The sequence below is a fragment of the Burkholderia sp. Tr-20355 genome, assembly GCF_017104685.1.
GTDB lineage: Bacteria > Pseudomonadota > Gammaproteobacteria > Burkholderiales > Burkholderiaceae > Burkholderia > Burkholderia seminalis.
This window is the reverse complement of sequence record NZ_JAAGPK010000082.1, coordinates 1-22,337: the sequence shown is the minus strand read 5'-3', so window position 1 is coordinate 22,337 and position 22,337 is coordinate 1. Positions and strand designations below refer to the sequence as shown.

The 22,337-nt window shown below is 68.5% G+C and carries 19 protein-coding genes and 1 pseudogene; 13 read left to right on the top strand and 7 right to left on the bottom strand.

Annotated elements, in window-relative coordinates; translation table 11 throughout:
- Positions 1-59: 59 nt before the first annotated feature.
- A complete protein-coding gene (locus G3N62_RS20835; RefSeq protein ID WP_124608565.1) occupies positions 60-2,330 on the bottom strand; it encodes an NADP-dependent malic enzyme in 2,271 nt (756 codons plus the stop codon).
- Positions 2,331-2,790: 460 nt separating this feature from the next.
- Between G3N62_RS20835 and G3N62_RS20830 the strand changes: the two genes are divergently transcribed.
- The 7 genes from G3N62_RS20830 (at position 2,791) to G3N62_RS20800 (ending at position 10,312) form a co-directional block, all read left to right on the top strand.
- Positions 2,791-3,477 (top strand): orotate phosphoribosyltransferase, encoded by a 687-nt coding sequence (locus G3N62_RS20830; RefSeq protein WP_006482887.1) that lies wholly within the window; start codon positions 2,791-2,793, stop codon positions 3,475-3,477.
- Between the two features lie 240 nt (positions 3,478-3,717).
- Positions 3,718-4,314, top strand: coding sequence for a YbhB/YbcL family Raf kinase inhibitor-like protein (locus G3N62_RS20825; protein ID WP_124608566.1), 597 nt, complete (start codon positions 3,718-3,720; stop codon positions 4,312-4,314).
- 214 nt (positions 4,315-4,528) lie between these two features.
- Entirely contained in the window at positions 4,529-5,101 is a 573-nt protein-coding gene (locus tag G3N62_RS20820; RefSeq protein WP_124671130.1) for a flavodoxin family protein, read from the top strand.
- 155 nt (positions 5,102-5,256) lie between these two features.
- Positions 5,257-6,207 carry an N-acetyl-gamma-glutamyl-phosphate reductase gene (gene argC, locus G3N62_RS20815; protein ID WP_034188028.1) on the top strand — a complete coding sequence of 317 codons (951 nt, stop codon included), beginning with the start codon at positions 5,257-5,259 and terminating at the stop codon, positions 6,205-6,207.
- Positions 6,208-6,641: 434 nt separating this feature from the next.
- Positions 6,642-8,078, top strand: a complete 1,437-nt coding sequence (locus G3N62_RS20810) for a DUF2957 domain-containing protein (RefSeq protein ID WP_034188029.1) — start codon at positions 6,642-6,644, stop codon at positions 8,076-8,078.
- A 140-nt stretch (positions 8,079-8,218) separates the two neighbouring features.
- Complete coding sequence (locus G3N62_RS20805) at positions 8,219-9,460, top strand: DUF2957 domain-containing protein (protein ID WP_034188030.1); 1,242 nt, start codon at positions 8,219-8,221, stop codon at positions 9,458-9,460.
- A gap of 18 nt (positions 9,461-9,478) precedes the next feature.
- Entirely contained in the window at positions 9,479-10,312 is an 834-nt protein-coding gene (locus G3N62_RS20800; protein WP_034188031.1) for an OmpW family outer membrane protein, read from the top strand.
- Between the two features lie 184 nt (positions 10,313-10,496).
- On the opposite strand, the gene G3N62_RS20795 is transcribed toward G3N62_RS20800, so the two are convergent.
- Positions 10,497-11,426 (bottom strand): LysR family transcriptional regulator, encoded by a 930-nt coding sequence (locus tag G3N62_RS20795; protein WP_124671129.1) that lies wholly within the window; start codon positions 11,424-11,426, stop codon positions 10,497-10,499.
- Between the two features lie 97 nt (positions 11,427-11,523).
- On the opposite strand from G3N62_RS20795, the gene G3N62_RS20790 reads away from it, so the two are divergent.
- Positions 11,524-12,807, top strand: a complete 1,284-nt coding sequence (locus tag G3N62_RS20790) for an MFS transporter (protein WP_124671128.1) — start codon at positions 11,524-11,526, stop codon at positions 12,805-12,807.
- A gap of 101 nt (positions 12,808-12,908) precedes the next feature.
- Here G3N62_RS20790 and G3N62_RS20785 read toward each other — a convergent pair whose 3' ends face one another.
- Both G3N62_RS20785 and G3N62_RS20780 read right to left on the bottom strand, forming a co-directional pair.
- Complete coding sequence (locus tag G3N62_RS20785; protein WP_049030686.1) at positions 12,909-13,547, bottom strand: LysE family translocator; 639 nt, start codon at positions 13,545-13,547, stop codon at positions 12,909-12,911.
- A gap of 76 nt (positions 13,548-13,623) precedes the next feature.
- Positions 13,624-14,616: an NAD(P)-dependent oxidoreductase gene (locus G3N62_RS20780; RefSeq protein ID WP_260449483.1), complete on the bottom strand. Its 993-nt coding sequence runs from the start codon at positions 14,614-14,616 to the stop codon at positions 13,624-13,626.
- Here G3N62_RS20780 and G3N62_RS20775 point away from each other — a divergent pair.
- Positions 14,590-15,360 carry a Mut7-C RNAse domain-containing protein gene (locus G3N62_RS20775; protein ID WP_124671126.1) on the top strand — a complete coding sequence of 257 codons (771 nt, stop codon included), beginning with the start codon at positions 14,590-14,592 and terminating at the stop codon, positions 15,358-15,360. The genes G3N62_RS20780 and G3N62_RS20775 overlap by 27 nt on opposite strands.
- An 81-nt stretch (positions 15,361-15,441) precedes the next feature.
- Here the strand turns inward: G3N62_RS20775 and G3N62_RS20770 are convergent, their stop codons facing one another.
- Positions 15,442-15,675 (bottom strand): hypothetical protein, encoded by a 234-nt coding sequence (locus G3N62_RS20770; protein ID WP_006494172.1) that lies wholly within the window; start codon positions 15,673-15,675, stop codon positions 15,442-15,444.
- A 359-nt stretch (positions 15,676-16,034) separates the two neighbouring features.
- Between G3N62_RS20770 and G3N62_RS20765 the strand changes: the two genes are divergently transcribed.
- From G3N62_RS20765 to G3N62_RS20750, 4 genes are read left to right on the top strand one after another with little or no spacing between them, the layout of a single operon-like run.
- Complete coding sequence (locus tag G3N62_RS20765) at positions 16,035-17,240, top strand: efflux RND transporter periplasmic adaptor subunit (protein WP_124671125.1); 1,206 nt, start codon at positions 16,035-16,037, stop codon at positions 17,238-17,240.
- 5 nt (positions 17,241-17,245) lie between these two features.
- Entirely contained in the window at positions 17,246-17,944 is a 699-nt protein-coding gene (locus G3N62_RS20760; protein ID WP_124671124.1) for an ABC transporter ATP-binding protein, read from the top strand.
- Between the two features lie 21 nt (positions 17,945-17,965).
- The gene (locus tag G3N62_RS20755) at positions 17,966-19,120 is read left to right on the top strand and encodes an ABC transporter permease (RefSeq protein ID WP_034188039.1); all 1,155 of its coding nucleotides are present in this window, start codon (positions 17,966-17,968) and stop codon (positions 19,118-19,120) included.
- A gap of 8 nt (positions 19,121-19,128) precedes the next feature.
- Positions 19,129-20,295 carry an ABC transporter permease gene (locus G3N62_RS20750; RefSeq protein ID WP_034188040.1) on the top strand — a complete coding sequence of 389 codons (1,167 nt, stop codon included), beginning with the start codon at positions 19,129-19,131 and terminating at the stop codon, positions 20,293-20,295.
- Between the two features lie 19 nt (positions 20,296-20,314).
- Here the strand turns inward: G3N62_RS20750 and G3N62_RS20745 are convergent, their stop codons facing one another.
- Positions 20,315-21,646, bottom strand: a complete 1,332-nt coding sequence (locus G3N62_RS20745) for a carotenoid oxygenase family protein (RefSeq protein ID WP_124671123.1) — start codon at positions 21,644-21,646, stop codon at positions 20,315-20,317.
- A 15-nt stretch (positions 21,647-21,661) separates the two neighbouring features.
- Positions 21,662-22,027 (bottom strand): annotated as a pseudogene (locus G3N62_RS20740) (DUF2239 family protein); the annotation flags it as partial.
- Positions 22,028-22,337: the final 310 nt, after the last annotated feature.

Here is a 22,337-nt window from a genome sequence, read left to right as displayed (position 1 = left end):
GCGTTCCGTGGCGTTTTTCATTGCGCCGCGCATCGAGCGCGGCACACGCGGGCGCGAACTTACTTCGTGTTCACGTTCGCGGCGGCAACGGCCGTCATGTTGATGATCCGGCGCACGGTCGCGGCCGGCGTCAGGATGTGGACCGGCTTCGCCGCGCCGAGCAGGAACGGGCCGACCGTCACGCCTTCGCCGCCGACCATCTTCAGCAGGTTGTACGCGATGTTCGCCGCCTCGACGTTCGGCATGATCAGCAGGTTCGCTTCGCCCGACAGCGTCGTGCCCGGGAACGCCTGCTTGCGGATCACTTCCGACAGTGCCGCGTCGCCGTGCATTTCACCGTCGACTTCCAGGTTCGGTGCGCGTTCGACGATCAGTTTGCGGGCCTCGCCCATCCGGCGCGACGACGCCGACGGCGCGCTGCCGAAGTTCGAGTTCGACAGCAGCGCGGCCTTCGGCGCGATGCCGAAGCGCTCGATCTCGGCCGCGGCCTGGATCGTCATGTCGGCCAGCTGTTCGGCGCTCGGCAGCTCGTTCACGTACGTGTCGCACACGAACAGGTTGCGGCCCGGCAGCATCAGCAGGTTCATCGCGGCGAAGTGCTCGGCGCCCTTCGCGCGGCCCAGCACCTGCTCGATGAACTTCAGGTGGCTGTGGAACGTGTCGATCATCCCGCAGATCATCCCGTCCGCGTCGCCCAGGTGCACGAGCATCGTGCCGATCAGCGTGTTGAACTTGCGCATCGCGGCCTTCGCGACTTCCGGCGTCACGCCGTCGCGCGCGCCGATCTCCTGATACGCCTGCCAGTAGCGGTGGTAGCGCGCATCGTCTTCCGGATCGACGATTTCGAAATCGACGCCGGCCTTCAGCTTCGAGCCGATCTTCTGCAGGCGCATGTCGACGACCGACGGACGGCCGACGATGATCGGCCTGGCGATCTTTTCCTGCAGCACGAACTGCGCGGCGCGCAGCACGCGCTCGTCCTCGCCCTCGGCGAACACGATGCGGGCCTGCTTCTGCTTCGCGGTCGCGAACACCGGGCGCATCACCATGCCGGTGCGGTAGACGGTCGCGCCGAGTTGCTCGCGGTACGCGTCCATGTCCTGGATCGGGCGCGTGGCGACACCCGAATCCATCGCGGCTTGCGCGACGGCCGGCGCGATCTTGATGATCAGGCGCGGGTCGAACGGCTTCGGGATCAGGTAGTCCGGCCCGAATTCGAGCGAGTGGCCTTCGTACGCCTTCGCGACTTCCTCGCTCTGGTCGGTTTCTTGCGCCAGCTCGGCGATCGCGCGCACGCACGCGAGCTTCATTTCTTCCGTGATCGTCGTCGCGCCGACGTCGAGCGCGCCGCGGAAGATGAACGGGAAGCACAGCACGTTGTTGACCTGGTTCGGGTAGTCCGAACGGCCGGTCGCGACGATCGCGTCCGGGCGCACGGCCTTCGCGTCTTCCGGGCGGATTTCCGGTTCCGGGTTCGCGAGCGCCAGGATCAGCGGGCGCTCGCCCATCGTCTTGACCATGTCCTGCTTCAGCACGCCCGCGCTCGAGCAGCCGAGGAACACGTCCGCGCCGACGATCGCGTCGGCGAGCGAGCGCGCGTCGGTGGTGGCCGCGTAGCGCTGCTTCGACGGGTCGAGGTTGCCGCGCCCTTCGTAGATCACGCCCTTCGAATCGGCGACGAGGATGTTCGACTTCGTCAGGCCGAGGTTCACCAGCAGGTCCAGGCACGCGATGGCCGCGGCGCCGGCGCCCGAGCACACGAGCTTCACGTCGGACAGCTTCTTGCCGACGACCTTCAGGCCGTTCAGGATCGCGGCCGACGCGATGATCGCGGTGCCATGCTGGTCATCGTGGAAGACGGGGATCTTCATGCGCTCGCGCAGCTTCTGCTCGATGTAGAAGCATTCCGGCGCCTTGATGTCCTCGAGGTTGATGCCGCCGAGCGTCGGCTCGAGCATCGCGATCGCCTCGACGAGCTTGTCGGGGTCGGACTCCGACAGCTCGATGTCGAACACGTCGATGCCCGCGAATTTCTTGAAGAGGCAGCCCTTGCCTTCCATCACCGGCTTCGCGGCGAGCGGGCCGATGTTGCCGAGGCCGAGCACGGCCGTGCCGTTCGTGATCACGCCGACCAGGTTGCCGCGCGACGTGTACTTCTGCGCGTCGAGCGGATCGGCGTGGATCGCCTCGCACGCGGCGGCGACGCCCGGCGAATACGCGAGCGACAGATCGAGCTGGTTCGACAGCGGCTTGGTGGGGGTGACCGAAATCTTGCCGGGTTTCGGATTCAGGTGATAAGCGAGAGCGGCCTGCTTCAGTTGTTCGTCCATGATTGACCTGCGAGAGACATGCGAAATATTGACGGCTCAGTACACAGCACCTTCGGCCGCGTCTGCTTGAATCGAGGGGGTGGTCGACTGCGAGACGGCACGCGACGCGCCGGGTCGGCACGCCATCGAACCTTGGCGGGTGGCAAGAGGAAAGTACAAAGTACTGAACGATTTCTAAGGGTCGCCTAGTGTACACCCCCTAAATGACGCCCGTTGGTGCAGCGCCGCATCCCAGGCATCGGCACCGGGTCGGTCGCGCCCCGTTTGTTTCGCCGGTGGTGAGGGGCCACGCGAACCTGCGCGAATTCCGCCGAAAACCGGCCTGAATCGGGTAAAATAGCCGGCTACGCGCGCAGCGATGCGATTGGTCCTCCGATCGCGCCCCGGCCCCCTGGGCAGGTTCCCCTTGCTGCGCCACCGGGCCCGCGCCCGCTCCTCGCTCATCACCCAAGGAATGCCCATGACAGGCTACGATCGTCAGTCGATCTCGGATACGACCGCCAAAATCCTGCTCGAAGTGCAGGCGGTGCACTTCAACGCCGAAAAACCGTTCATCTTCACGTCCGGCTGGGCAAGCCCCGTCTATATCGACTGCCGCAAGCTGATCTCGTACCCGCGCGTGCGCCGGGCGCTGATGGAAATGGCGGAAACGACGATCACGCGCGACATCGGCTTCGAGCAGATCGACGCGGTGGCGGGCGGCGAGACGGCCGGCATCCCGTTCGCGGCCTGGATCGCGGACCGGATGATGGTGCCGATGCAGTACGTGCGCAAGAAGCCGAAGGGTTTCGGCCGCAACGCGCAGATCGAAGGCCATCTGGAAGAAGGCTCGCGCGTGCTGCTGGTGGAAGACCTGACGACCGACAGCCGCAGCAAGATCAACTTCGTCAACGCGCTGCGCACCGCGGGCGCGACGGTGAACCACTGCTTCGTGCTGTTCCACTACAACATCTTCAAGGAAAGCGTGTCGGTCCTGAAGGATATCGACGTCGACCTGCATGCGCTGGCGACGTGGTGGGACGTGCTGCGCGTCGCGAAGGCCTCCGGCTACTTCGAAACGAAGACGCTCGACGAAGTCGAGAAATTCCTGCACGCGCCGGCCGAGTGGTCGGCGGCGCACGGCGGCGCGACGGCCCCGAAGGAATGACGCCGCGCCGGCCTGCATGCCGGCGTCCTGGCCGAAAAAACCGCCCGCCCGATCGCGGGCGGTTTTTTTTCGTCCGTCGATCCGCACGATGACCGGGCGCAATCGCGGGCTGCGGCGTGCGTCGTTCATCGAACCCTAATGCTAGACTTGAACCATCGCCGCCATCAGCTGCGCGGGCAACACACAACGCCAACAACGCCGGGAGCATCGGGCCGGCCCACGTGACGGGAGAAGCGCCATATGCGTGTGGATCGCCGGACCACTCCGCCTGCGCCATCGGGTCACCCGTCTCCGTCCATCCGCTTCGTCCTGCTCTGCGCCGCCGTGTTCGCGGCGCTGCCCGCACACGCGGAAAGCCCGTTCACCGTGACGAGCGACGACCTGACGCCCGGCGGGCGCGTGCGCGCCGCGAACGTATTCGACCGCGGCGACTGCAAGGGCGCGAACCGCTCGCCGCAGCTCGCATGGCACAACCCGCCGGCCGGCACGCGCGGCTATGCGGTCACGATCTTCGATCCCGATGCGCCCGGCCACGGCTGGTGGCACTGGGCCGTCGCGGGCATCCCGGCCACCGTCACGAGCCTGCCGGCCGACGCGAGCGCATCCGGCTTCCTGCGACGCATCGGCGCGAGCGAGGCGCGCAACGACTTCGGCAGCGACGGCTACGGCGGCCCGTGCCCGCCGCCCGGCAAGCCGCACCGCTACGTGATCACCGTCTACGCGCTGAAAGGCACCGACCTGCGCGTGTCGCAGGGCCGCCCCGCGCCGATGTTCGAGCACGAGATCGGCACGCTGGCGATCGGCACCGCGCAATTCACGGTCACTTACGGCCAGTAGCGGCGCCATGCGCCGCCAGACGGCGCCGCCGCGATGGCCGTCCGCCGCGAATTTCAGTGCGCCGCGCGCACGTTGTCTCGTCATTTCGGCTTGCTAGACTCGTCGTCACCGGCCGCGGCAATTCCTGCCGCGCGACCGTCGCGCCGCCGGCAGGCGGCGCGTGACGCGGCGAGCCTGCGGTCCGCCGTTCCCGTCCCTTTCCGGAGAACGCTTCATGTCGAACATCGTCATCGTCTATCACAGCGGCTACGGTCACACGCAGAAACTGGCCGAGGCCGTGCATGCCGGCGCGCAGAACGCCGGCGCGAACGTGCGCCTGATCGCCGTCGGCGACCTCGACGACGCGGGCTGGGCCGCCCTCGACGCGGCCGACGCGATCATCTTCGGCGCGCCGACCTACATGGGCGGCCCGTCGGCGCAGTTCAAGCAATTCGCCGATGCCACGTCGAAAGCGTGGTTCACGCAGAAGTGGAAGGACAAGGTCGCCGCGGGCTTCACGAACTCCGCGACGATGAACGGCGACAAGTTCTCGACGATTCAATATTTCGTCACGCTGGCGATGCAGCACGGGATGGTGTGGGTCGGCACGAGCCTGATGCCGGCCAACTCGAAGGCGGCCACGCGCAACGACATCAACTACCTCGGCGGCTCCACGGGCCTGCTCGCGCAATCGCCGGCCGACGCGACGCCCGACGAAGGCCCGCTGCCGGGCGACCTCGAGACCGGCAAGGCATTCGGCCGGCGCGTGGCCGAAGCGACCGCACGCTGGGACGCCGGCGCCCGCTGAACACGCCCCTGACGCCCGCACCGGCGGGCGTCGCAAAGGGACACAAGACGGCCGGCGGCCGTCTTTTTTCGCCCCGCGCGGCGCAGACCCGCCGGATGACGTCTTAAAATGGCGGTTTCCGGGCGCGGGCCCGCGTTTCATCCAGTGAGAGCGAAATGAGCACCAAAGTTTTTGTCGACGGCCAGGAAGGCACGACCGGCCTCAAGATCTTCGAATACCTGTCGGCACGCAACGACATCGAGATCCTGCGTATCGATGAAGCGAAGCGCAAGGACGTCGACGAGCGCCGCCGCCTGATCAACGCGTCGGACGTCACGTTCCTGTGCCTGCCGGACGTCGCGTCGCGCGAATCGGCCTCGCTCGTCGAGAACCCGAACACGACGCTGATCGACGCGAGCACCGCATTCCGCACGAGCGCCGACTGGGCCTACGGCCTGCCCGAGCTGACCCGCGCGCAGCGCGAGAAGATTCGGACGTCGAAGCGCATCGCCGTGCCCGGCTGCCACGCCTCGGCGTTCGTGCTCGCGATGCGCCCGCTCGTCGACGCAGGGATCGTCGCGCCGACGTTCGCCGCGCACAGCTACTCGATCACCGGCTACAGCGGCGGCGGCAAGTCGATGATCGCCGAATACGAAAGCGCGGCGCCCGGCGGCAAGCTCGCGAGCCCGCGCCCGTATGCGCTCGGCCTCACGCACAAGCACCTGCCGGAAATGGCCGCGCACACGGGCCTCGCGAACGCACCGATCTTCACGCCGATCGTCGGCCCGTTCCTGAAGGGGCTCGCGGTGACGACCTACTTCACGCCCGAGCAGCTCGCGAAGCGCGCCACGCCGCAGGACGTGCAGCGTGTGTTCGCCGAGTACTACGCGGACGAAGCGTTCGTGCGCGTCGCACCGTTCGATGCGGACGCGAACCTCGACGGCGGCTTCTTCGACGTACAGGCGAACAACGATACGAACCGTGTCGACCTGTTCGTGTTCGGCAATGCCGAGCGCTTCGTCACGGTCGCGCGCCTCGACAACCTCGGCAAGGGCGCGTCGGGCGCCGCGATCCAGTGCATGAACCTGAACATCGGCGCGGCCGAGGACGCAGGTCTCAAACGCTGATTCAGCATCGCATGCAATGCAAAGCCGGCCAGTGGCCGGCTTTTTATTTATCCATATCAGGCAATAAATAAAAAATCCCTGATCGCGCATTTACAAATATTTACAAGCTTTCCATTGCGCGATTACCGGCGAATTAAATCCCCCGATCCTGCTCCAGTCAATCCCGAATAGGGATAAACCGGATACCGTCGCTTTAAACGCTGCCGTTATCCGCAGGAAGGCGCGCCGAGAGCGTGCCGGGCGTCGCGCATCCCCCACTCAGGAAGCTTTTCTCGGCCTGCCGCACGTTTAAATTCTTACCGAATGCCATGTCAGGCAAGGACTCAAAACACGATTCCCGTTTCAATCGCCTTTTTTAGACGGGTTCATCAATTGACAGCAAAAACCCAGGCAGCGACATTAGCTCGCACAATTAAACGATTGGAGACAGCGGCATGTCGCACGCCTTATCGAAGGGGGTGGCAACGGCCTTTGCCATCGCCCCTTTCCTGGTTGCATGTGGTGGAGGGGACTCCGGCGGCGCGCTCGCGCCGATCAACGCGCCCCAATGTTCCGGATCGAGTTGCGGCACGCAAGGGCCGCCGCCGTCGCAGCCCATCAACGGCGCGCTGTGCCCGGCCAACGCCGACATCGTGAAGAGCACGTATCTCGGCGGCGCCGGTAGCGGCGAGATCGTCAGCGTCAACATCGACGCGGTCGCGATGACGTACACGCTCAAGTGGCTCGAATCGCCGATTCCGCTGAAGACGGGCACCGTCACGCCGAGCCGCGTCGGCACGACCATCACCGGCAAGGTCATCCACCCGCCGACCGGCACGCTGCCGACCGCCGAGCAGACGCGTTGCGCATTCGTCCTCACGCCGGGCACGGGCCCCGCGCCGGACGGCTCGACCTATTCGACGGCCGCCGACTTCAACCAGGCGAACCCGCCGATGCTGCTGGTCGGCATGGGCGTCGCGGGCGGCGGCATTCCGGGCGCGACGATCCAGTACGACGGACTGACGATCGCCGTCGGCCCGATCGTGGTGGCAAAGGACGTCGGCAAGGTGCCCAACCGTCACTTCGACTTCTATCCGTTCCTCGGCTTCGCGAACACGACGACCGACCTGTCGAAGCTGCCGGGCACGTACAACGCGCTGATCTACCACCTCGTGCCGTCGGGCGACTACGCGACGAAGGGCACGAATTCGAGCGAGACGTTCGATGCGAACGGCGCGTGCACGTCGAGCGGCTCGGGCGGCTGCCAGACGACCGGCGACCCGTGGAAGACGAGCGCGAACGGCGGCTACTTCGACAGCACGAAGGCGCCGCAGACGCTGCCGCAGACGCAATTGCCGATCGTCGGCGCGACCGGCAAGTCGGCGACCGCGCACATGGTGATCGGCCAGCTCAACGGCGCGACGGTGCCGGTGATCGTGCGCACGGGCAACGTGAACCTCGGCACGCCGCCGCTGCACGTCGACGCGCAGGTCGACGACGAATCGGGCATCGCGGTGCTCGGTGCGGCGACGGCGATCCAGTCGGGCACGATCGACGGCGGCTACGCGGGCGCGGACTCGAACTTCAAGTACACGGCCGCGCTGATCCGCGGCGGCAACGCGTCGTTCATCAATCCGTCCACGCAGGTCGAGGAAGACGGTTTCACGCTCGACTACGGCCAGACGACGCCGGGCCTGCTGAACGCGACGACGACACCGAGGCCGCCGTCCGGCACGAACTACCCGTCCGCATCGGGCGTGGTGATCGCGACGGGCGGCCTGTACGCGGCACTGATCCAGGGCACGGTGAACGGCGGCGTCACGTCGACGTCGGCGAACTCGACGACTTCGTCGACACCGTACTTCGGCGTGGGCGCGCAGATCAGCAAGTAGCGAACGGGGACGCGGCGGCGGCCCGTCCGCCGTCGCGTAACGCACGACGCGCGCGGCACGGCGCGAGCAGGACGAGCACGACGAACAGAAGCGGCCGACAGGGAGCTGGCCGCCGTACAAGACAAATCTGGAGGAGCAACATGAAGCGCAACCTCATTCTGGCGGCGGCCCTTGCCGCCCCCCTTCTTTCCGCCTGCGGCGGCGGCAGCGACAACCCGCCGCCGCTCGTCGAAGACCGGCTCTGTCCCGCCACGCTCGACTACAGCACCGTGTTCACGGGCGGCGCGGGCAGCGGCGAACTCGCGAAGGTCCAGCTCGACACGACCAAGATGACCTGGCAGGTGACGTACGTCGAATCGGCCGTGCCGCGCACGACCGGCACGGTGACGCCGACCCGCGCGGGCACCGTCGACAGCGGCACGCTCACGCAGGAAACGCTGCTGCCGACCAACAAGCTGAACCAGTGCGCGTTCCGGCTGAACGGCGCGAGCCTCGACGCATCGCGCCCGGCGCGGATCTTCGTCGGCTTCGGCGTCGCGGGCGGCACGATCCCCGGCAAGGAAATCCAGTTCGACGGCGTGCTCGGCCAGGCCGCGGTGCCCGACACGAAATTCCCGTACTACCCGTTCATCGGCTTCTCGTCGATCGAGACCGACATCACGAAGGTCGCCGGCACGTACAGCCACACCGGCTTCGGCGAAGTGCCGTCGCAGAAGTTCGCGCCGGCATCGATCGACGCGAAGGTGACGATCAACGCGGACGGCTCGTGGACCAAGTGCGACTCGACCGGCCAGTTCGCCGGCGGCGCGTGCACGCAGCAGGGCTCGAACTTCGCGCTGTCCGCCGACGGCAGCGGCGCGTTCCAGTCGAACAACTACCAGAGCCAGCTGAAGCCGACGCTGTCGGCCACGCCGCAGGGCAAGGGCTTCATGATCGTCGGCAAGCTTCGCAACCAGCTCGTGCCGATCCTCGTGCGCACGGGCGTCGCGAACCCGAACCCGACGCCGGACAGCAACGGCGTGCCGGGCCTCACCGCGGACGACGAATCGAGCATCTCGATCCTCGCGCCGCAGACGGCGATCGCGGCCGGTTCGCAGAACGGCGAGTACATCGGCGTCGACAGCGAGTTCAATTACCGGACCACCGCGCTGATCAACACCCAGGCGACGCTGCTCGATCCGTTCCAGCCGTCCCAGGCGTCGCTCACGCGCGTGCTCGACCTCGACTACACGCAGAAGGTGCCGGGCACGGTCACGACGACCCACACGGGCGCAAGCAGCACGTCGCCGACCGGCAAGTTCATCTTCTCGGGTGGCGTGTTCGGTTTCCTCGACAACGCGGGATCGACGCCGTATTTCACGATCGGCGCATTCGTCCAGTAAGCGGAGGGAAAAGCCGTGATGAAGACAACCCTTCTCCGCGCGGCGGCCGGCGCCGCCGTGCTGGCGCCGCTCGCGGCGCACGCGCAGAGCGCCGGCAGCAACGTCGTCACGCTGGGCTGGTTCCACATCATGCCGCAGCAGAGCAGCACGCCGATGACGACCAACGTCGCGCCGACGCCGATCAACACGCCGTTGCGGCTGCCGCCGTCGTTCACGTCGGCGGGCACGGGGCTGCACACGAGCGGCGCCGACACCGTCGGCCTGACGGTCAGCCACTTCCTGACCGACCACATCGCGGTCACGTCGGTCGCGGGCGTGCCGCCGGTGTTCAAGGTGTCGGGCCAGGGCACGATCAAGCCGCCGGGACCTGCCGGCGCGCTCGGCACGCAGAACATCGGGCTGGCGTCGGTCAACCCGATCGTGAAGAGCGTGCGGCAGTGGAGCCCGGCGGTGATCCTGCAGTACTACTTCGGGCAGGCGACCGCGAAGTTCCGGCCGTTCCTCGGCCTCGGCGTGTCGTACAACTGGTTCAGCGACCTGCAGCTCAACACGAACTTCATCAAGCAGACGCAGGACAACCTCGGCGCGATCCTCGCGGCGGGCGCGGGCAAGCCGGGGACGACATCGGTGGAAGCGAAGGCGTCGTCGTCATGGCAGCCGGTGTTCAACGCGGGCCTGCAGTACAACATGACGGAGCACTTCGGGCTGATCGCATCGGTGACGTACATCCCGCTGAAGACGACGTCGACGGTGACGATCAAGGCGGCCGACGGTTCGGTGCTCGCGGAATCGAAATCGGACCTGAAGGCGGACCCGATCATCAGCTACGTCGGGATGACGTACAAGTTCTGACGCCGGCGCGCGCCGACGAATGGATCGCCGCGGCAAAATCGCAGGCAAAAAAAAGCCCGCCTAACCGGCGGGCTGAATCCATATCAGAGGAGACATGGAGGAGACAAGTGTCACTATATCGAATCGATTTCCGCATTGCAACATTTCCGTAGAGAAAATAAGGATTTTCCCTCGAACGCTGCCTCTAGTTCGCCATTGCCGCATCTGACCCTCCCCCGTTCTCGCGGTCGAGCACCTCGCCCAGCGCGTCGCGCAGCAGCGCGACAGGCCGCACCAGCCGGCCCGGCAGCGTGCCGTGCACGATCCACACGTTGATCCGCGTTTCCAGCCCCGCCGTTTCCACCACCCTCAATGCGTCGCGATGCGCACTGCGTGCCAGCGCATTCGGCGCGGCGATGCCGATCCCGGCGCCGCGCGCGACGAGTGAGAGCTGCAGCTCCGAGCCGAACGCCTCGACCGCGACGTCGAACGGCAGCCCGGCCGCGCCGAGCGCGCGGCTCAGCGCCGAGCGCATCCCGCAGCCGTCCTGGCTCAGCACCCACGGAAAACCCGACAGCGTGTCGAGCGACAGCGGACCGTCCGGCAGCGGAAAGTCGCGCGCGGCAACGAGCACCGTCGGCTGCGTCGCGAGCAGCGTCGCGGCGAACGCGTCGGGCAGCACCGTACTGGCCGGCACCATCACGGCCGCGACGTCGAGCGCACCGCGCTCGATGCCCTGCATCAGCGCCGGCGACCAGCCGGCCGTCACGCGCAGCGTGAGGCGCGGGAACGCGTCGCGCAGCCGGTCGATCGGCCGCTCGAGCGCGAGCTCGGACAGGAACGGCGGCACGCCGATGCGCAGCTCGCCGGACGGCTCGCTGTCCGGCGCGCCCGCCGCCATCAGTTCGTCGACCGCACCCAGCACGTTGCGCGCGAGCGCGTAGACGTCGCGCCCGGTGGCGGTCGGCTTCAGCGGCTTGCTTTGCCGCTCGAGCAGCGGCACGCCGAGCAGCGTTTCGAGGTTCTGCACACGCCGCGTCAGGCCCGGCTGCGTCAGGTGGAGCTTCGCGGCCGCGGCGACCATCGACCCGCTGTCGACCACCGCCACGAACGCCACGAGATCACGCGTATTCAAAACAAACTCGCATAATCATGTTAGACATATTTCAATTGTCGCATAAACATCGGACACCTACGATGGGGATTCCTTCGCTCCCTCTCCCAGGCTTCCGATGAACTGCCCTGCCCACCGTTGTCCCGCCTCCGTTCCCCCGTCTGTCGCCGCGCCGCCCGCGCTGAGCACCGGGATGACGCTGTTCTTCGCCGCGACGGTCGGCGTGATCGTGATGGACCTGTTCGCCGCGCAACCGCTGACGGGCCCGATCAGCGCCGACCTGCACCTGCCGCCCGGCCTCGCCGGCCTCGTCGCGATGCTGCCGCAGCTGGGCTACGCGGCCGGGCTCGTGCTGCTCGTGCCGCTGGTCGACCTGCTCGAGAACCGCCGCCTGATCGTCGCGACGCTCGCCGCGTGTGCCGCGGCGCTCGCGCTGCCCGCGTTCACGCAATCGGGCACCGTGTTCCTGCTGGCGACGCTGGCGGCCGGCGCGGCGTCGAGCGTGATCCAGATGCTCGTGCCGATGGCCGCGTCGATGGCGCCCGAAACGCAGCGCGGCCGCGCGGTCGGCAACGTGATGAGCGGGCTGATGCTCGGCATCCTGCTGTCGCGGCCGCTCGCGAGCCTGATCGCGGGTTCGGCCGGGTGGCGCGCGTTCTACCTGCTGGCCGCGGTCGCGAATGCGGCGATCGCCGTCGTGCTCGCGCTGCGCCTGCCGGCGCGCACGCCGTCGATCACGGCCGGCTACCGCACGCTGCTCGCGTCGCTGGGGCGCCTGCTCGCCGACGAACCGGTGCTGCGCCGGCATGCGCTGTCGGCCGCGCTCGCGATGGCCGCGTTCAGCGCGTTCTGGACGGCCGTCGGGCTGCGGCTCGCGCAGCCGCCGTTCGCGCTCGACCTGCACGGAATCGCGCTGTTCGCGTTCGCGGGCGCCAGCGGCGCGATCGTCACGCCGCTGGCCGGCCGCGCCGGCGACCATGGCCACGGTCCGGCCGCGCAGCGGATCGCGCACGGCACGATGCTCGCGGCGCTCGTCGTGCTGGGCATCGCCGGGGCCGGCTGGTTCGGTTTCGACACACATGCGCATCGCGGCGTCGCACTCGCGCTGCTGGCCGGCGGTGCGGCATTGCTGGACGCGGGCGTCATCGTCGACCAGACGATCGGCCGCCGCGCGATCAACCTGCTGGACCCGGCCGCACGCGGCCGCCTGAACGGGCTGTTCGTCGGCCTGTTCTTCGTCGGCGGCGCACTCGGCGCGGCGCTCGCGGGCAGCGCCTGGGCCTGGGGCGGATGGAGCGCGGTGTGCGGCGTGGGGTTCGCGTTCGCCGGCGCGGCCGCCGGGTTCGGTCTCGCGGCCGGGCGCGGGGCCGGCGCGGCGGCATTGACTCGCCCGCGTGCGTGAGCGGCGGTGCAGCGGGCCTGAAGCGGCCCCGAAAAGCCGAACGCCCCGCCCTCATGCGAGGGACGGGGCGTTCGGCGCGCCGGAATCAGATCGGGTCGAAATCAGTGACGCACGAGCGCCATCATCGCGCCGAAACCGACGAACAGCCCGCCCGTCAGCCGGTTGAACACCTTCGCGACGCTCTGGCTCTTCAGCGTCGTGCCGATGCGCGTGCCGAACGACGCGTAGACGAGATACCAGCTCACCTCGATCACCGCGAACGTGACGACGAGGATGCCGAATTGCGGCAGCGTCGGCTCGGCCGCGTTGATGAACTGCGGCAGCAAGGCGGCCGCGAACAGGATCGCCTTCGGGTTGCTGCCCGCGACCAGGAAACCGTTGCGGAACAGCGTCCCGCGCGATGCGGCCGCCGTCTGGCCCGCCGCCGGCTCGGCGCCGGCCGCCGGGACATCGTCGGCACGCGCGCGCCATGCCTTCACGCCGAGGTAGATCAGGTAAGCCGCACCCGCGAAGCGCAGCGTGTTGAACATCGCCGGCCACGCCTCGAGCACCGCGCCGAGGCCCGCGGCCGACACCGACAGCATCAGCACCAGCGCGCTCAGGCAACCGGCCATCGTCGACGCCGAGCGGCGCAGCCCGTGGCGCGCGCCGTGCGTCATCACGAGCAGCATGTTCGGGCCCGGGATCGCCGATACGACGAACACCGTCGCCACGAAAAGCCACCACGTATGCAGGTTCATGACCGCCTCTGAATGTAGGGAATGCAGGGAAAACGAAATGCCGATTATGCCGCGAGCATGGCGCTTCTGTCGCGCGTCAGCGGCCGGCGCGGCGCAGCGCGACCTCGCCGAGCACCGCGAAATCCTGGTCGCCGCCGCCATGCGCGAGCGCGTCGAGCAGGCTGTCGCGCACGACGCTCGCCACCGGCAGCGGCACCGACGTCGCGTCGCCGGCTTCCAGCGCGAGGCGGACATCCTTCAGCCCGAGGCGCGCCTTGAAGCGCGCGGGCTCGTAGCGCCGCTCCGCGATCATCGAGCCGTAGCCCTCGTAGACCGGCCCCGGAAACACGCTGTTGGTGATCACGTCGAGGAAGTCGCGCATCGCGACGCCGTGCGCGCCCAGCAGCGCCGACGCCTCGCCGAGCGTCTCGATCGCCGACGCGAGCGTGAAGTTCGCGGCGATCTTCGCGACGTTCGCGTGCTGCGGCAGCGAGCCGAACCGCCAGGTCTTCTGGCCGATCGCGTCGAACAGCGGCTGCACGCGGTCGATCGCCTCGGCCGGGCCGCCGGCCATGATCGTCAGGCGTGCGGCGGCGGCCACGTCGGGCCGCCCCATCACCGGCGCGGCGACGTAGTCGATACCGCGCGACGCGTGCGCGTGCGCGAGCGATTCGGCGAGCGCGACCGACACCGTCGCCATGTTGACGTGGATCAGCCCGCGCGGCGCCTGCGCGAGCAGCGCGTCGTCGAACACCGCGCACGCGGCGGCATCGTCGCCGAGCATCGAGAACACCGCGTCGCCGCGAAACGCATCGGCCGGGGTGTCGACGATCTGCGCGCCGAACGCCGCGAGCGGCTCGGCGCGCTCGCGCGACCGGTTCCAGACCCGCACCGTGTGGCCCGCCTTCAGCAGGTTCGTCGCGATCGCCTGCCCCATTTCGCCCAGCCCGATAAACCCGAGATCCATTGCCCGCTCCTTCGCTCCGTGAAGCCGCGAGTTAAACACAGATGCCGGCCGTCTGCAGCGCCTGCCGCCGGCCGGGCGCGGTGCGATACTGCACGGATGGCGATCGCGACCTTCCGCTTCCATGGCGAACTGAACGCGTTTCTCCCGCGCGCGCGGCGCGACCGCGCGTTCGGGCGCGCCTGTGCGCGCGACGCGACGGTGAAGCATGCGATCGAGGCGCTCGGTATCCCGCATACCGAAATCGGCCGGCTTTGCGTGAACGATCTGCCCGCCGCGCTCGACCGGCCGCTTTGCGATGGCGACCGCGTCGAAGCCTTTCCGGAACGCGCCCGGCCGGCGGTGAACGGGGCCACCGCGCCGCCGCCGGTGCCGTGGCGCTTCGTCGCCGACGCGCATCTCGGCGGCCTCGCTCAGTTGCTGCGCCTCGCCGGCTTCGACACCTGCTACGACAACCACTACCGCGACGACGAACTCGCGGCGCTGGCCGAGCGGGAGGGCCGGATCGTGCTGACGCGCGACCGCGAGCTGCTCAAGCGGCGCGCGGTCGTGCGCGGCTGCTACCTGCATGCGCTGCAGCCGGCCGACCAGTTGCGCGAGCTGTTCGAGCGGCTCGATCTCGCGCCGCACATGCGGCCGTTCCGGCTGTGCCTGCGCTGCAATGCGCCGCTGCACCCGCTCGACGCGGCCGCCGCCGCGCCGCGCGTGCCGGACGGGGTCCGGCAGCGGCACCGGCGCTTCGCCGCGTGCGACGTGTGCCGGCGCGTGTTCTGGGAAGGCTCGCACTGGCGGCGCATGCGTGCGGTGGTCGACGCGATGCGTACGCCGTCACGGCCATCGCCACTGCCGTCCGGCGAACGCGGCGCCTGAAAAAACAAAACCCCGCATGCCGGAGCATGCGGGGTTGTTCGACGGACGGCCGGCTACGCCTGCCGTCGCCAGGCAGCGTGCTTAGTTCTGCGTGCCTGCGTCGTTCGTGCCGGCGGCCGATGCGGCTGCAGCCTTCGCCTGGCCCTTCTTCGAACCGTGGTGCTTCAGCTGGTGCTTCGGCTTGCTGTGATCCTTCTTGGCCGGTGCCGGAGCGGCTGCCGACGTGTCGGCTGCCGGCGCGGACGCCTGTGCGAATGCCGAAACCGATGCGAGCGCGAATGCCGCGGCGATGATCGAAGCGAGCGTCTTCTTCATTGTTCTTCCTTTAGCGGAGAAAAAATCAAACGTACCGGTAAGTAAAGATGCGAGGCATTCGCATCGGAGCCCCAGGCCGCGAGGCCGGCTTTCGCCGGTCCGCCGCGACAAAACCTGACGCACTGGTTCCATAACGCATCGTGTTCGCGGCAAGTTGACACGTTGCTTGCACCTTCGGGTTTCCCCGGGGGCCGGCTCGTCGTCCCGCACCGGCGAGCCGCTCCGGCTGCCGCCGCGTCGCGCCGCAAACCGGCTCGCGCACCGTCGGGGCGGCGCTTATACTGGCGTCCATCCGTCCCTTTCCCCGGAAACCGGATCGCGGCCGGTCGCCAGACCGCCGCCGTCTCGAGGCGCTCAAATTGCCCGATCACAATCTGGACAAACTGAAAATCGACCGGCGTCCGATCGCACCGGCGCCCCGCCGGCGCCGGTGGGTCCGCTTGGCGGCCACCGCCGCGGCCGTCGTCGTCGCGATCGCCGCCGGCATCGCGCTCAGCGGCCGGCCGACGGTCGAAACCACCTCCGTCTCGTCCGCCTACCCGTACCAGAACGACACGCAGCTCAATGCGACCGGCTACGTCGTGCCGCAGCGCAAGGCCGCGGTCGCGTCGAAGGGCCAGGGGCGCGTCGAATGGCTCGGCGTGCTCGAAGGCACGCGCGTGAAGAAGGACGACATCATCGCGCGCCTCGAAAGCCGCGACGTGGAAGCGTCGCTCGCGCAGGCGCGCGCGCAGGTGCAGGTCTCCCGCGCCAACCTCGGCGTGGCGCTGGCCGAGCAGAAGGACGCCGAAATCGCGCTGCGCCGCACCGCCGCGCTCGCGCCGAAGGGCGCCGTGCCGGCCGCGCAGCTCGACATCGACACGGCCCGCGTCAACAAGGCGCGCGCGTCGGTCGGCAGCGACCAGGCGGCGATCGCGTCGGCCGAAGCGAATGCGCAGGCTGCGCAGGTCGCGGTCGACCAGACGGTGATCCGCGCGCCGTTCGACGGCATCGTGCTGGCGAAACACGCGAACGTCGGCGACAACATCACGCCGTTCTCGTCCGCGTCGGACAGCAAGGGCGCGGTCGTGACGATCGCCGACATGGACACGCTCGAGGTCGAGGCCGACGTCGCCGAATCGAACATCGCGAAGATCCGCGCCGAGCAGCCGTGCGAGATCCAGCTCGACGCGCTGCCCGACATGCGCTTCGCGGGCCGCGTGTCGCGCATCGTGCCGACCGTCGACCGCTCGAAGGCCACCGTGCTCGTGAAGGTGCGTTTCGTCGACCGCGACGAGCGCGTGCTGCCCGACATGAGCGCGAAGATCGCATTCCTGTCGAAACCCGTGTCGGCGCAGGACCGGCAGCCCGTCACGGCCGTGCAGGCGAGCGCGGTGGTCGAGCGCGACGGCCGGCCGGTCGTGTTCGTCGTGAAGGACGACACCGTGCACGCGGCGGCCGTGACGCGCGGCCTGCGGATCGGCGAACTGGTGGCGATCCGCGGCGTGAAACCCGGCGACACGGTCGTGCTCGCGCCGGGCGCGAAGCTGAAGGACGGCGCGAAAGTGACCGTCGCGAAGAAGTAGCGCGCGTGAACGACGCACCGCCGCCCCTCGTCGAGATCAGCCACGTCGCGAAGTCGTACCGGCGCGGCAACCAGATCGTGCCCGTGCTGACCGACATCACGCTCGAGATCGGCGCAGGCGACTTCGTCGCGCTGATGGGGCCGTCGGGCTCCGGCAAGAGCACGCTGCTGAACCTGGTGGCCGGCATCGACCGGCCCGACAGCGGCGAGCTGCGCGTCGGCGGCCTCGACATCTCGCAGCTCGCGGAGGCGCAGCTCGCCGAATGGCGCGCGGCGAACGTCGGCTTCATCTTCCAGTTCTACAACCTGATGCCGGTGCTCACCGCGTTCGAGAACGTCGAGCTGCCGCTGATGCTCACGCACCTGTCGCGCCGCGAGCGGCGCGAGCGCGTCGAGCTCGTGCTCGACATGGTGAACCTCGGCGACCGGACCAGCCACTATCCGTCCGAGCTGTCGGGCGGCCAGCAGCAGCGCGTCGCGATCGCCCGCGCGCTGATCACCGATCCCGTGCTGATCGTCGCCGACGAGCCGACCGGCGACCTCGACCGCGCGTCGGCCACCGACGTGCTCGCGATGCTGCAGCGGATGAACGCCGAGCTCGGCAAGACGATCATCATGGTGACGCACGACGCGCACGCGGCCGGCGCCGCCCAGTCGCTCGTGCATCTGGAAAAAGGGGAGCTGATCGATGGGCACGCCGGCTGAGCGGCGGCGGGAGCGCGCGCGATGTACGTGCTGAAGCTGATCGCACGCAACGCACTGCGCCACCGGCTGCGCACGCTGCTGACCGTGCTCGGGCTGACCATCGCCGTACTGGCGTTCGGGCTGCTGCATACGGTGGTCGACGCGTGGTACGCGGGCGCGGCCGCCGCGTCCAGCGGGCGGCTCGTCACGCGCAACGCGATCTCGCTGGTGTTTCCGCTGCCCGTCAGCTACGAGAACCGGATCCGCGGCGTCGACGGCGTGACGGCCGTGGTCCGCTCGAACTGGTTCGGCGGCATCTACCGCGACCCGAAGAACTTCTTCGCGAGCTTCGCGGTGTCGGACAACTATCTCGACCTGTATCCGGAATTCATCATCCCGGCGCAGCAGCGCGCCGACTACGACCGCGACCGCCGCGGCTGCCTCGTCGGCCGCCAGCTCGCCACGCAGTTCGGCTTCAAGATCGGCGACGTGATCCCGTTAAAGGGCACGATCTATCCCGGCACGTGGGATTTCGTCGTGCGCGGGATCCTCGACGGCCGCGACGACTCGACGATCACGCGCCAACTGGTGTTCCACTGGGATTACCTGAACGAGACGGTGCGCCAGCGCACGCCGAAGCAGGCCGACCAGGTCGGCGTGTTCGTGCTCGGCGTCGCGAACCCCGACGACGGCGCGTCGATCGCACGCAACGTCGACGCGGTGTTCAAGAACTCGCTCGCCGAGACGCTGACCGAGACCGAGCAGGCGTTCCAGCTCGGCTTCGTCGCGATGTCGAACCAGATCATCGCGGCGATTCGCCTCGTGTCCTACGTGGTGATCCTGATCATCATGGCCGTGATGGCCAACGCGATGGCGATGAGCGCGCGCGAACGCACGGCCGAGTACGCGACGCTGAAGGCGCTCGGCTTCGGCCCCGGCTTTCTCGCGCTGCTCGTGTTCGGCGAATCGGTCGTGATCGCGCTGGCCGGCGGCGGCCTCGGGATCCTCGCGACACCGCCCGCCGCGAGCCTGTTCAAGCAGGCGGCCGGCGGCATCTTCCCGGTGTTCAGGGTGTCGGCCGGGACGGTCGCGCTGCAGGCCGCGTGCTCGGTCGCGGTCGGCCTCGCGGCCGCGCTCGTGCCGGCGTGGCAGGCCGCACGCGTGCGCGTCGTCGAAGGCCTGCGGGCGATCGGGTAACGACGCGCATGGCGATCCCGCTCACCTACATCGCGCGCAACCTGTGGACCCGGCGCCTCACCACCGCGCTCACCGCCGGCGGGATGGCGCTCGTGATCTTCGTGTTCGCGACCGTGCAGATGCTCGACGCGGGGCTCACGCAGACGCTCGTGTCGACCGGCGAAGCCGACAACGCGGTGGTGATCCGCAAGGGCGCCGAGACCGAGATCCAGAGTTCGATCGACCACCAGCAGGCCAACGCGCTCGAGATGCACCCGGCCGTCGCGCTCGGCCCCGACGGCCGGCCGCTCGTGTCGAGGGAAGCGGTCGTGCTGATCTCGCTCGTGAAGACGTCGAGCGGCAAACCGTCGAACGTCGTGATCCGCGGCGTGTCGCCGGCCGGGCTCGCGCTGCGCCCGCACGTGAAGCGCGTGGCCGGCCGGATGTTCGCGCCGGGCTCGTCGGAGATCGTCGTCGGCAGCGCGATCGCGAAAGGCTTCAGCGGCACGCAGCTCGGCGACAGCCTGCATTTCGCGCAGCGCGACTGGACCATCGTCGGCATCTTCGACGCGGGCGGCAGCGGTTTCGATTCGGAAATCTGGGGCGACGTCGACCAGCTGATGCAGTCGTTCCGGCGCACCAGCTATTCGTCGATGGTGCTGCGCATCCCGGGCGCCGACGGCTTCGCGCGCTTCAAGGCCGACATCGACGTCGACCCGCGGCTGACCGACGAGGCGAAACGCGAGCAGACGTTCTACGGCGACCAGTCGAAGTCGCTGTCGACGTTCATCAACATCCTCGGCATCACGCTGTCGACGATCTTCTCGATCGCCGCGATGATCGGCGCGATGATCACGATGTATGCGTCGGTCGCGAACCGCGTGGCCGAGATCGGCACGCTGCGCGCGCTCGGCTTCAAGCGCAGGAACGTGCTCGCCGCGTTCCTGCTCGAAGCGCTGCTGCTCGGCTTCGTCGGCGGCGTCGCGGGGCTCGCGTGCGCGTCGCTGATGCAGTTCGCGTCGTTCTCGACCACCAACTTCCAGACCTTCTCGGACCTGTCGTTCCGCTTCGTGCTGACGCCCGCGATCGTCGTGAAGACGCTGCTGTTCTCGCTCGTGATGGGGCTCGTCGGCGGGTTCCTGCCGGCGATGCGCGCCGCGCGGCTGAAGATCGTCGACGCGCTGCGCGCGCAGTGACGCGCGCCGCCGCTCACGTTCAACGCTCGCGCGGTACCCATGCGCCGTGGAACCCGGCCGGCACGCGGCGCGGCAGGTGCACGGTCGCGACCGGCTCGTCATCGATCGCGCGCGCATCGAGGATCACCACGTCGCTCGTGTCGGTCGCCGCGCGGTAGACCATCACCAGCAGCCAGCCGTCGTCCTCGTCGGTGCCGCCCGGGCGCGGCACGAACACCGGCTCGCCGTTCTGGTCGCCGGGCGGCACGGCGTAATGCGTCGTCGTGCCGCGCGCGTGATCGAAGCGCATCACGCCGCGCATTTCCGCGTTGTTCGGCTGCTCGACCGCATACAAGTAGCGGTAGCGGCGCCCCGTCCGGCTGTCGTTGATGCGCGGCAATTCGATGCCGCCGTCGGCGAGCGGCCCTTCGTCGACCAGCCCGTTCGCCGTGTCGATCACGTAGCGCCACAGCTCGCCGACCGGGTTGTCGGCGAAGCGGCCCGTGCGCGCATCGAGCCGCAGGAACGACGGATAGCGCACCACGTCGAGCACGATGCACGACGCATCGCAGTCGTATGCGTTCACGACGTGCTGGATGAAGCACGGCTCGACACCGAACCAGCGCACGGCGCCGCCGTGCCGCGGCATCACGCCGATGCGCGCGGGCCGGTCGTCGTGCCAGCGCAGCGGCATCCGGTGGCCCTGCTTCAGCAGCGAGAAGTCGTAGCCGACGTTCAGGTCGAGCAGCAGGCTGCGGGTTTCGGTGATCGCGAGGTCGTGCATCATCGACGGCGCATTCAGGTCGATTTCGACGTCGACGCGCTGCACGCCGTGCGCGTCGATCACGCCGTAGCGCAGCCACGGCGCGCGCCAGTCCGCGCGGAACGCGATCAGTTCGCCGGTCACCGGATCGACCTTCGGATGCGCGGTCATTCCGCCGCCGAAGCCCGCGTGCCGCGCCGCCGCGCCGAGCGAATCGAGCGCGGGCGTGATCGCGAGGGGCGCGCCGCCCTCGGCCAGCGCGAGCAATTCGCCCGCATGCTGCAGCACGTTCACGTTGGGATTGGTGTCGGGCAGATGCGGCACCTGCCCCGGCGCATGCACGGCGGCCCAGCGCTGCGTGCGCGCCCAGCGGTTCCGGTAGCCGGTCGCGCGGCCACGGTCGAACGCGATCGCGTGCAGCATCGCGGCTTCCGGCCACCACGACAGCATGTCGTTGCCTTCGAAGCGGCCGCCCGGCGGATTCGGGCCGTTGCGCAGCAACGTGCCGTCGAGTTCGCGCGGGATGGCGCCCGTCACGCGCAGGTCGACGACATCGACTTCGTCGGCGACCGGCGCGATCGCGCCGTGGTTCAGGTCGAATGCGGTCATCGCGTCGGCGCTCCGTCAGCAGTCTTCGGCGGACGGCGGCAGGTCGCCGCGCGCCAGCGCGAGCGCGTGGTCGCGCACGTCGTCCGGCCAGCCGGCAACCAGTTCGGCCAGCCGCGCCGGCTCGTTCGCGTACAGCGCCCGCGCGGCTTCCTCGAAACCGGGCAGGTCGCCCGCCATCGCCGACATGAAGTGATAGGCGCGCGCCTGCGCGTCGCGGTGCCGGTCGGCCGCCGCATGCGTGCGCCGCGCGTCCTCGACCAGCTTGCGCAGCGCGACCGACGCGCCGCCCGGCTGCGCGCCGAGCCATTCCCAGTGACGCGGCAGCAGCGTGACTTCACGCGATACGACGCCGAGCTTCGGCCGGCCGCGGCCGCGCTGCTCGCCCGCGAGATCGGAAGAGCGGCGGGTAGGGAAAGAGGGGTAAGGTCAGTGTAGATCTCGGTGGGCGGCGGATCATTAAAAAAAAAAAAAATAGAAACAGAAATATATATCATAGACACAAACAGGATAACAACACTCTCTACGATAATCATATGTATATCTATACTACTAACCTATTGATGTGTGTATCATGTAACTAGTATATCGACGACTTTGTTCGATCATCATTATACATGATCACTGTACTACACTGTACGGTGTATGTCTATCACACCTAGTGAACACACATCACTCATATCAACCAGCTAGC

What these genes read in the sequence shown, in the direction of transcription:
- G3N62_RS20775 (WP_124671126.1), top strand. Translation starts at nt 14,590, where the DNA reads ATGGCGATCGCGACCTTCCGCTTCCATGGCGAACTGAACGCGTTTCTC.
- G3N62_RS20810 (WP_034188029.1), top strand. Translation starts at nt 6,642, where the DNA reads ATGTCGCACGCCTTATCGAAGGGGGTGGCAACGGCCTTTGCCATCGCC.
- G3N62_RS20790 (WP_124671128.1), top strand. Translation starts at nt 11,524, where the DNA reads ATGAACTGCCCTGCCCACCGTTGTCCCGCCTCCGTTCCCCCGTCTGTC.
- argC (WP_034188028.1), top strand. Translation starts at nt 5,257, where the DNA reads ATGAGCACCAAAGTTTTTGTCGACGGCCAGGAAGGCACGACCGGCCTC.
- G3N62_RS20830 (WP_006482887.1), top strand. Translation starts at nt 2,791, where the DNA reads ATGACAGGCTACGATCGTCAGTCGATCTCGGATACGACCGCCAAAATC.
- G3N62_RS20800 (WP_034188031.1), top strand. Translation starts at nt 9,479, where the DNA reads ATGAAGACAACCCTTCTCCGCGCGGCGGCCGGCGCCGCCGTGCTGGCG.
- G3N62_RS20755 (WP_034188039.1), top strand. Translation starts at nt 17,966, where the DNA reads ATGTACGTGCTGAAGCTGATCGCACGCAACGCACTGCGCCACCGGCTG.
- G3N62_RS20805 (WP_034188030.1), top strand. Translation starts at nt 8,219, where the DNA reads ATGAAGCGCAACCTCATTCTGGCGGCGGCCCTTGCCGCCCCCCTTCTT.
- G3N62_RS20825 (WP_124608566.1), top strand. Translation starts at nt 3,718, where the DNA reads ATGCGTGTGGATCGCCGGACCACTCCGCCTGCGCCATCGGGTCACCCG.
- G3N62_RS20785 (WP_049030686.1), bottom strand. Translation starts at nt 13,547, where the DNA reads ATGAACCTGCATACGTGGTGGCTTTTCGTGGCGACGGTGTTCGTCGTA.
- G3N62_RS20820 (WP_124671130.1), top strand. Translation starts at nt 4,529, where the DNA reads ATGTCGAACATCGTCATCGTCTATCACAGCGGCTACGGTCACACGCAG.
- G3N62_RS20780 (WP_260449483.1), bottom strand. Translation starts at nt 14,616, where the DNA reads ATGGAAGCGGAAGGTCGCGATCGCCATCCGTGCAGTATCGCACCGCGC.
- G3N62_RS20750 (WP_034188040.1), top strand. Translation starts at nt 19,129, where the DNA reads ATGGCGATCCCGCTCACCTACATCGCGCGCAACCTGTGGACCCGGCGC.
- G3N62_RS20770 (WP_006494172.1), bottom strand. Translation starts at nt 15,675, where the DNA reads ATGAAGAAGACGCTCGCTTCGATCATCGCCGCGGCATTCGCGCTCGCA.
- G3N62_RS20835 (WP_124608565.1), bottom strand. Translation starts at nt 2,330, where the DNA reads ATGGACGAACAACTGAAGCAGGCCGCTCTCGCTTATCACCTGAATCCG.
- G3N62_RS20745 (WP_124671123.1), bottom strand. Translation starts at nt 21,646, where the DNA reads ATGACCGCATTCGACCTGAACCACGGCGCGATCGCGCCGGTCGCCGAC.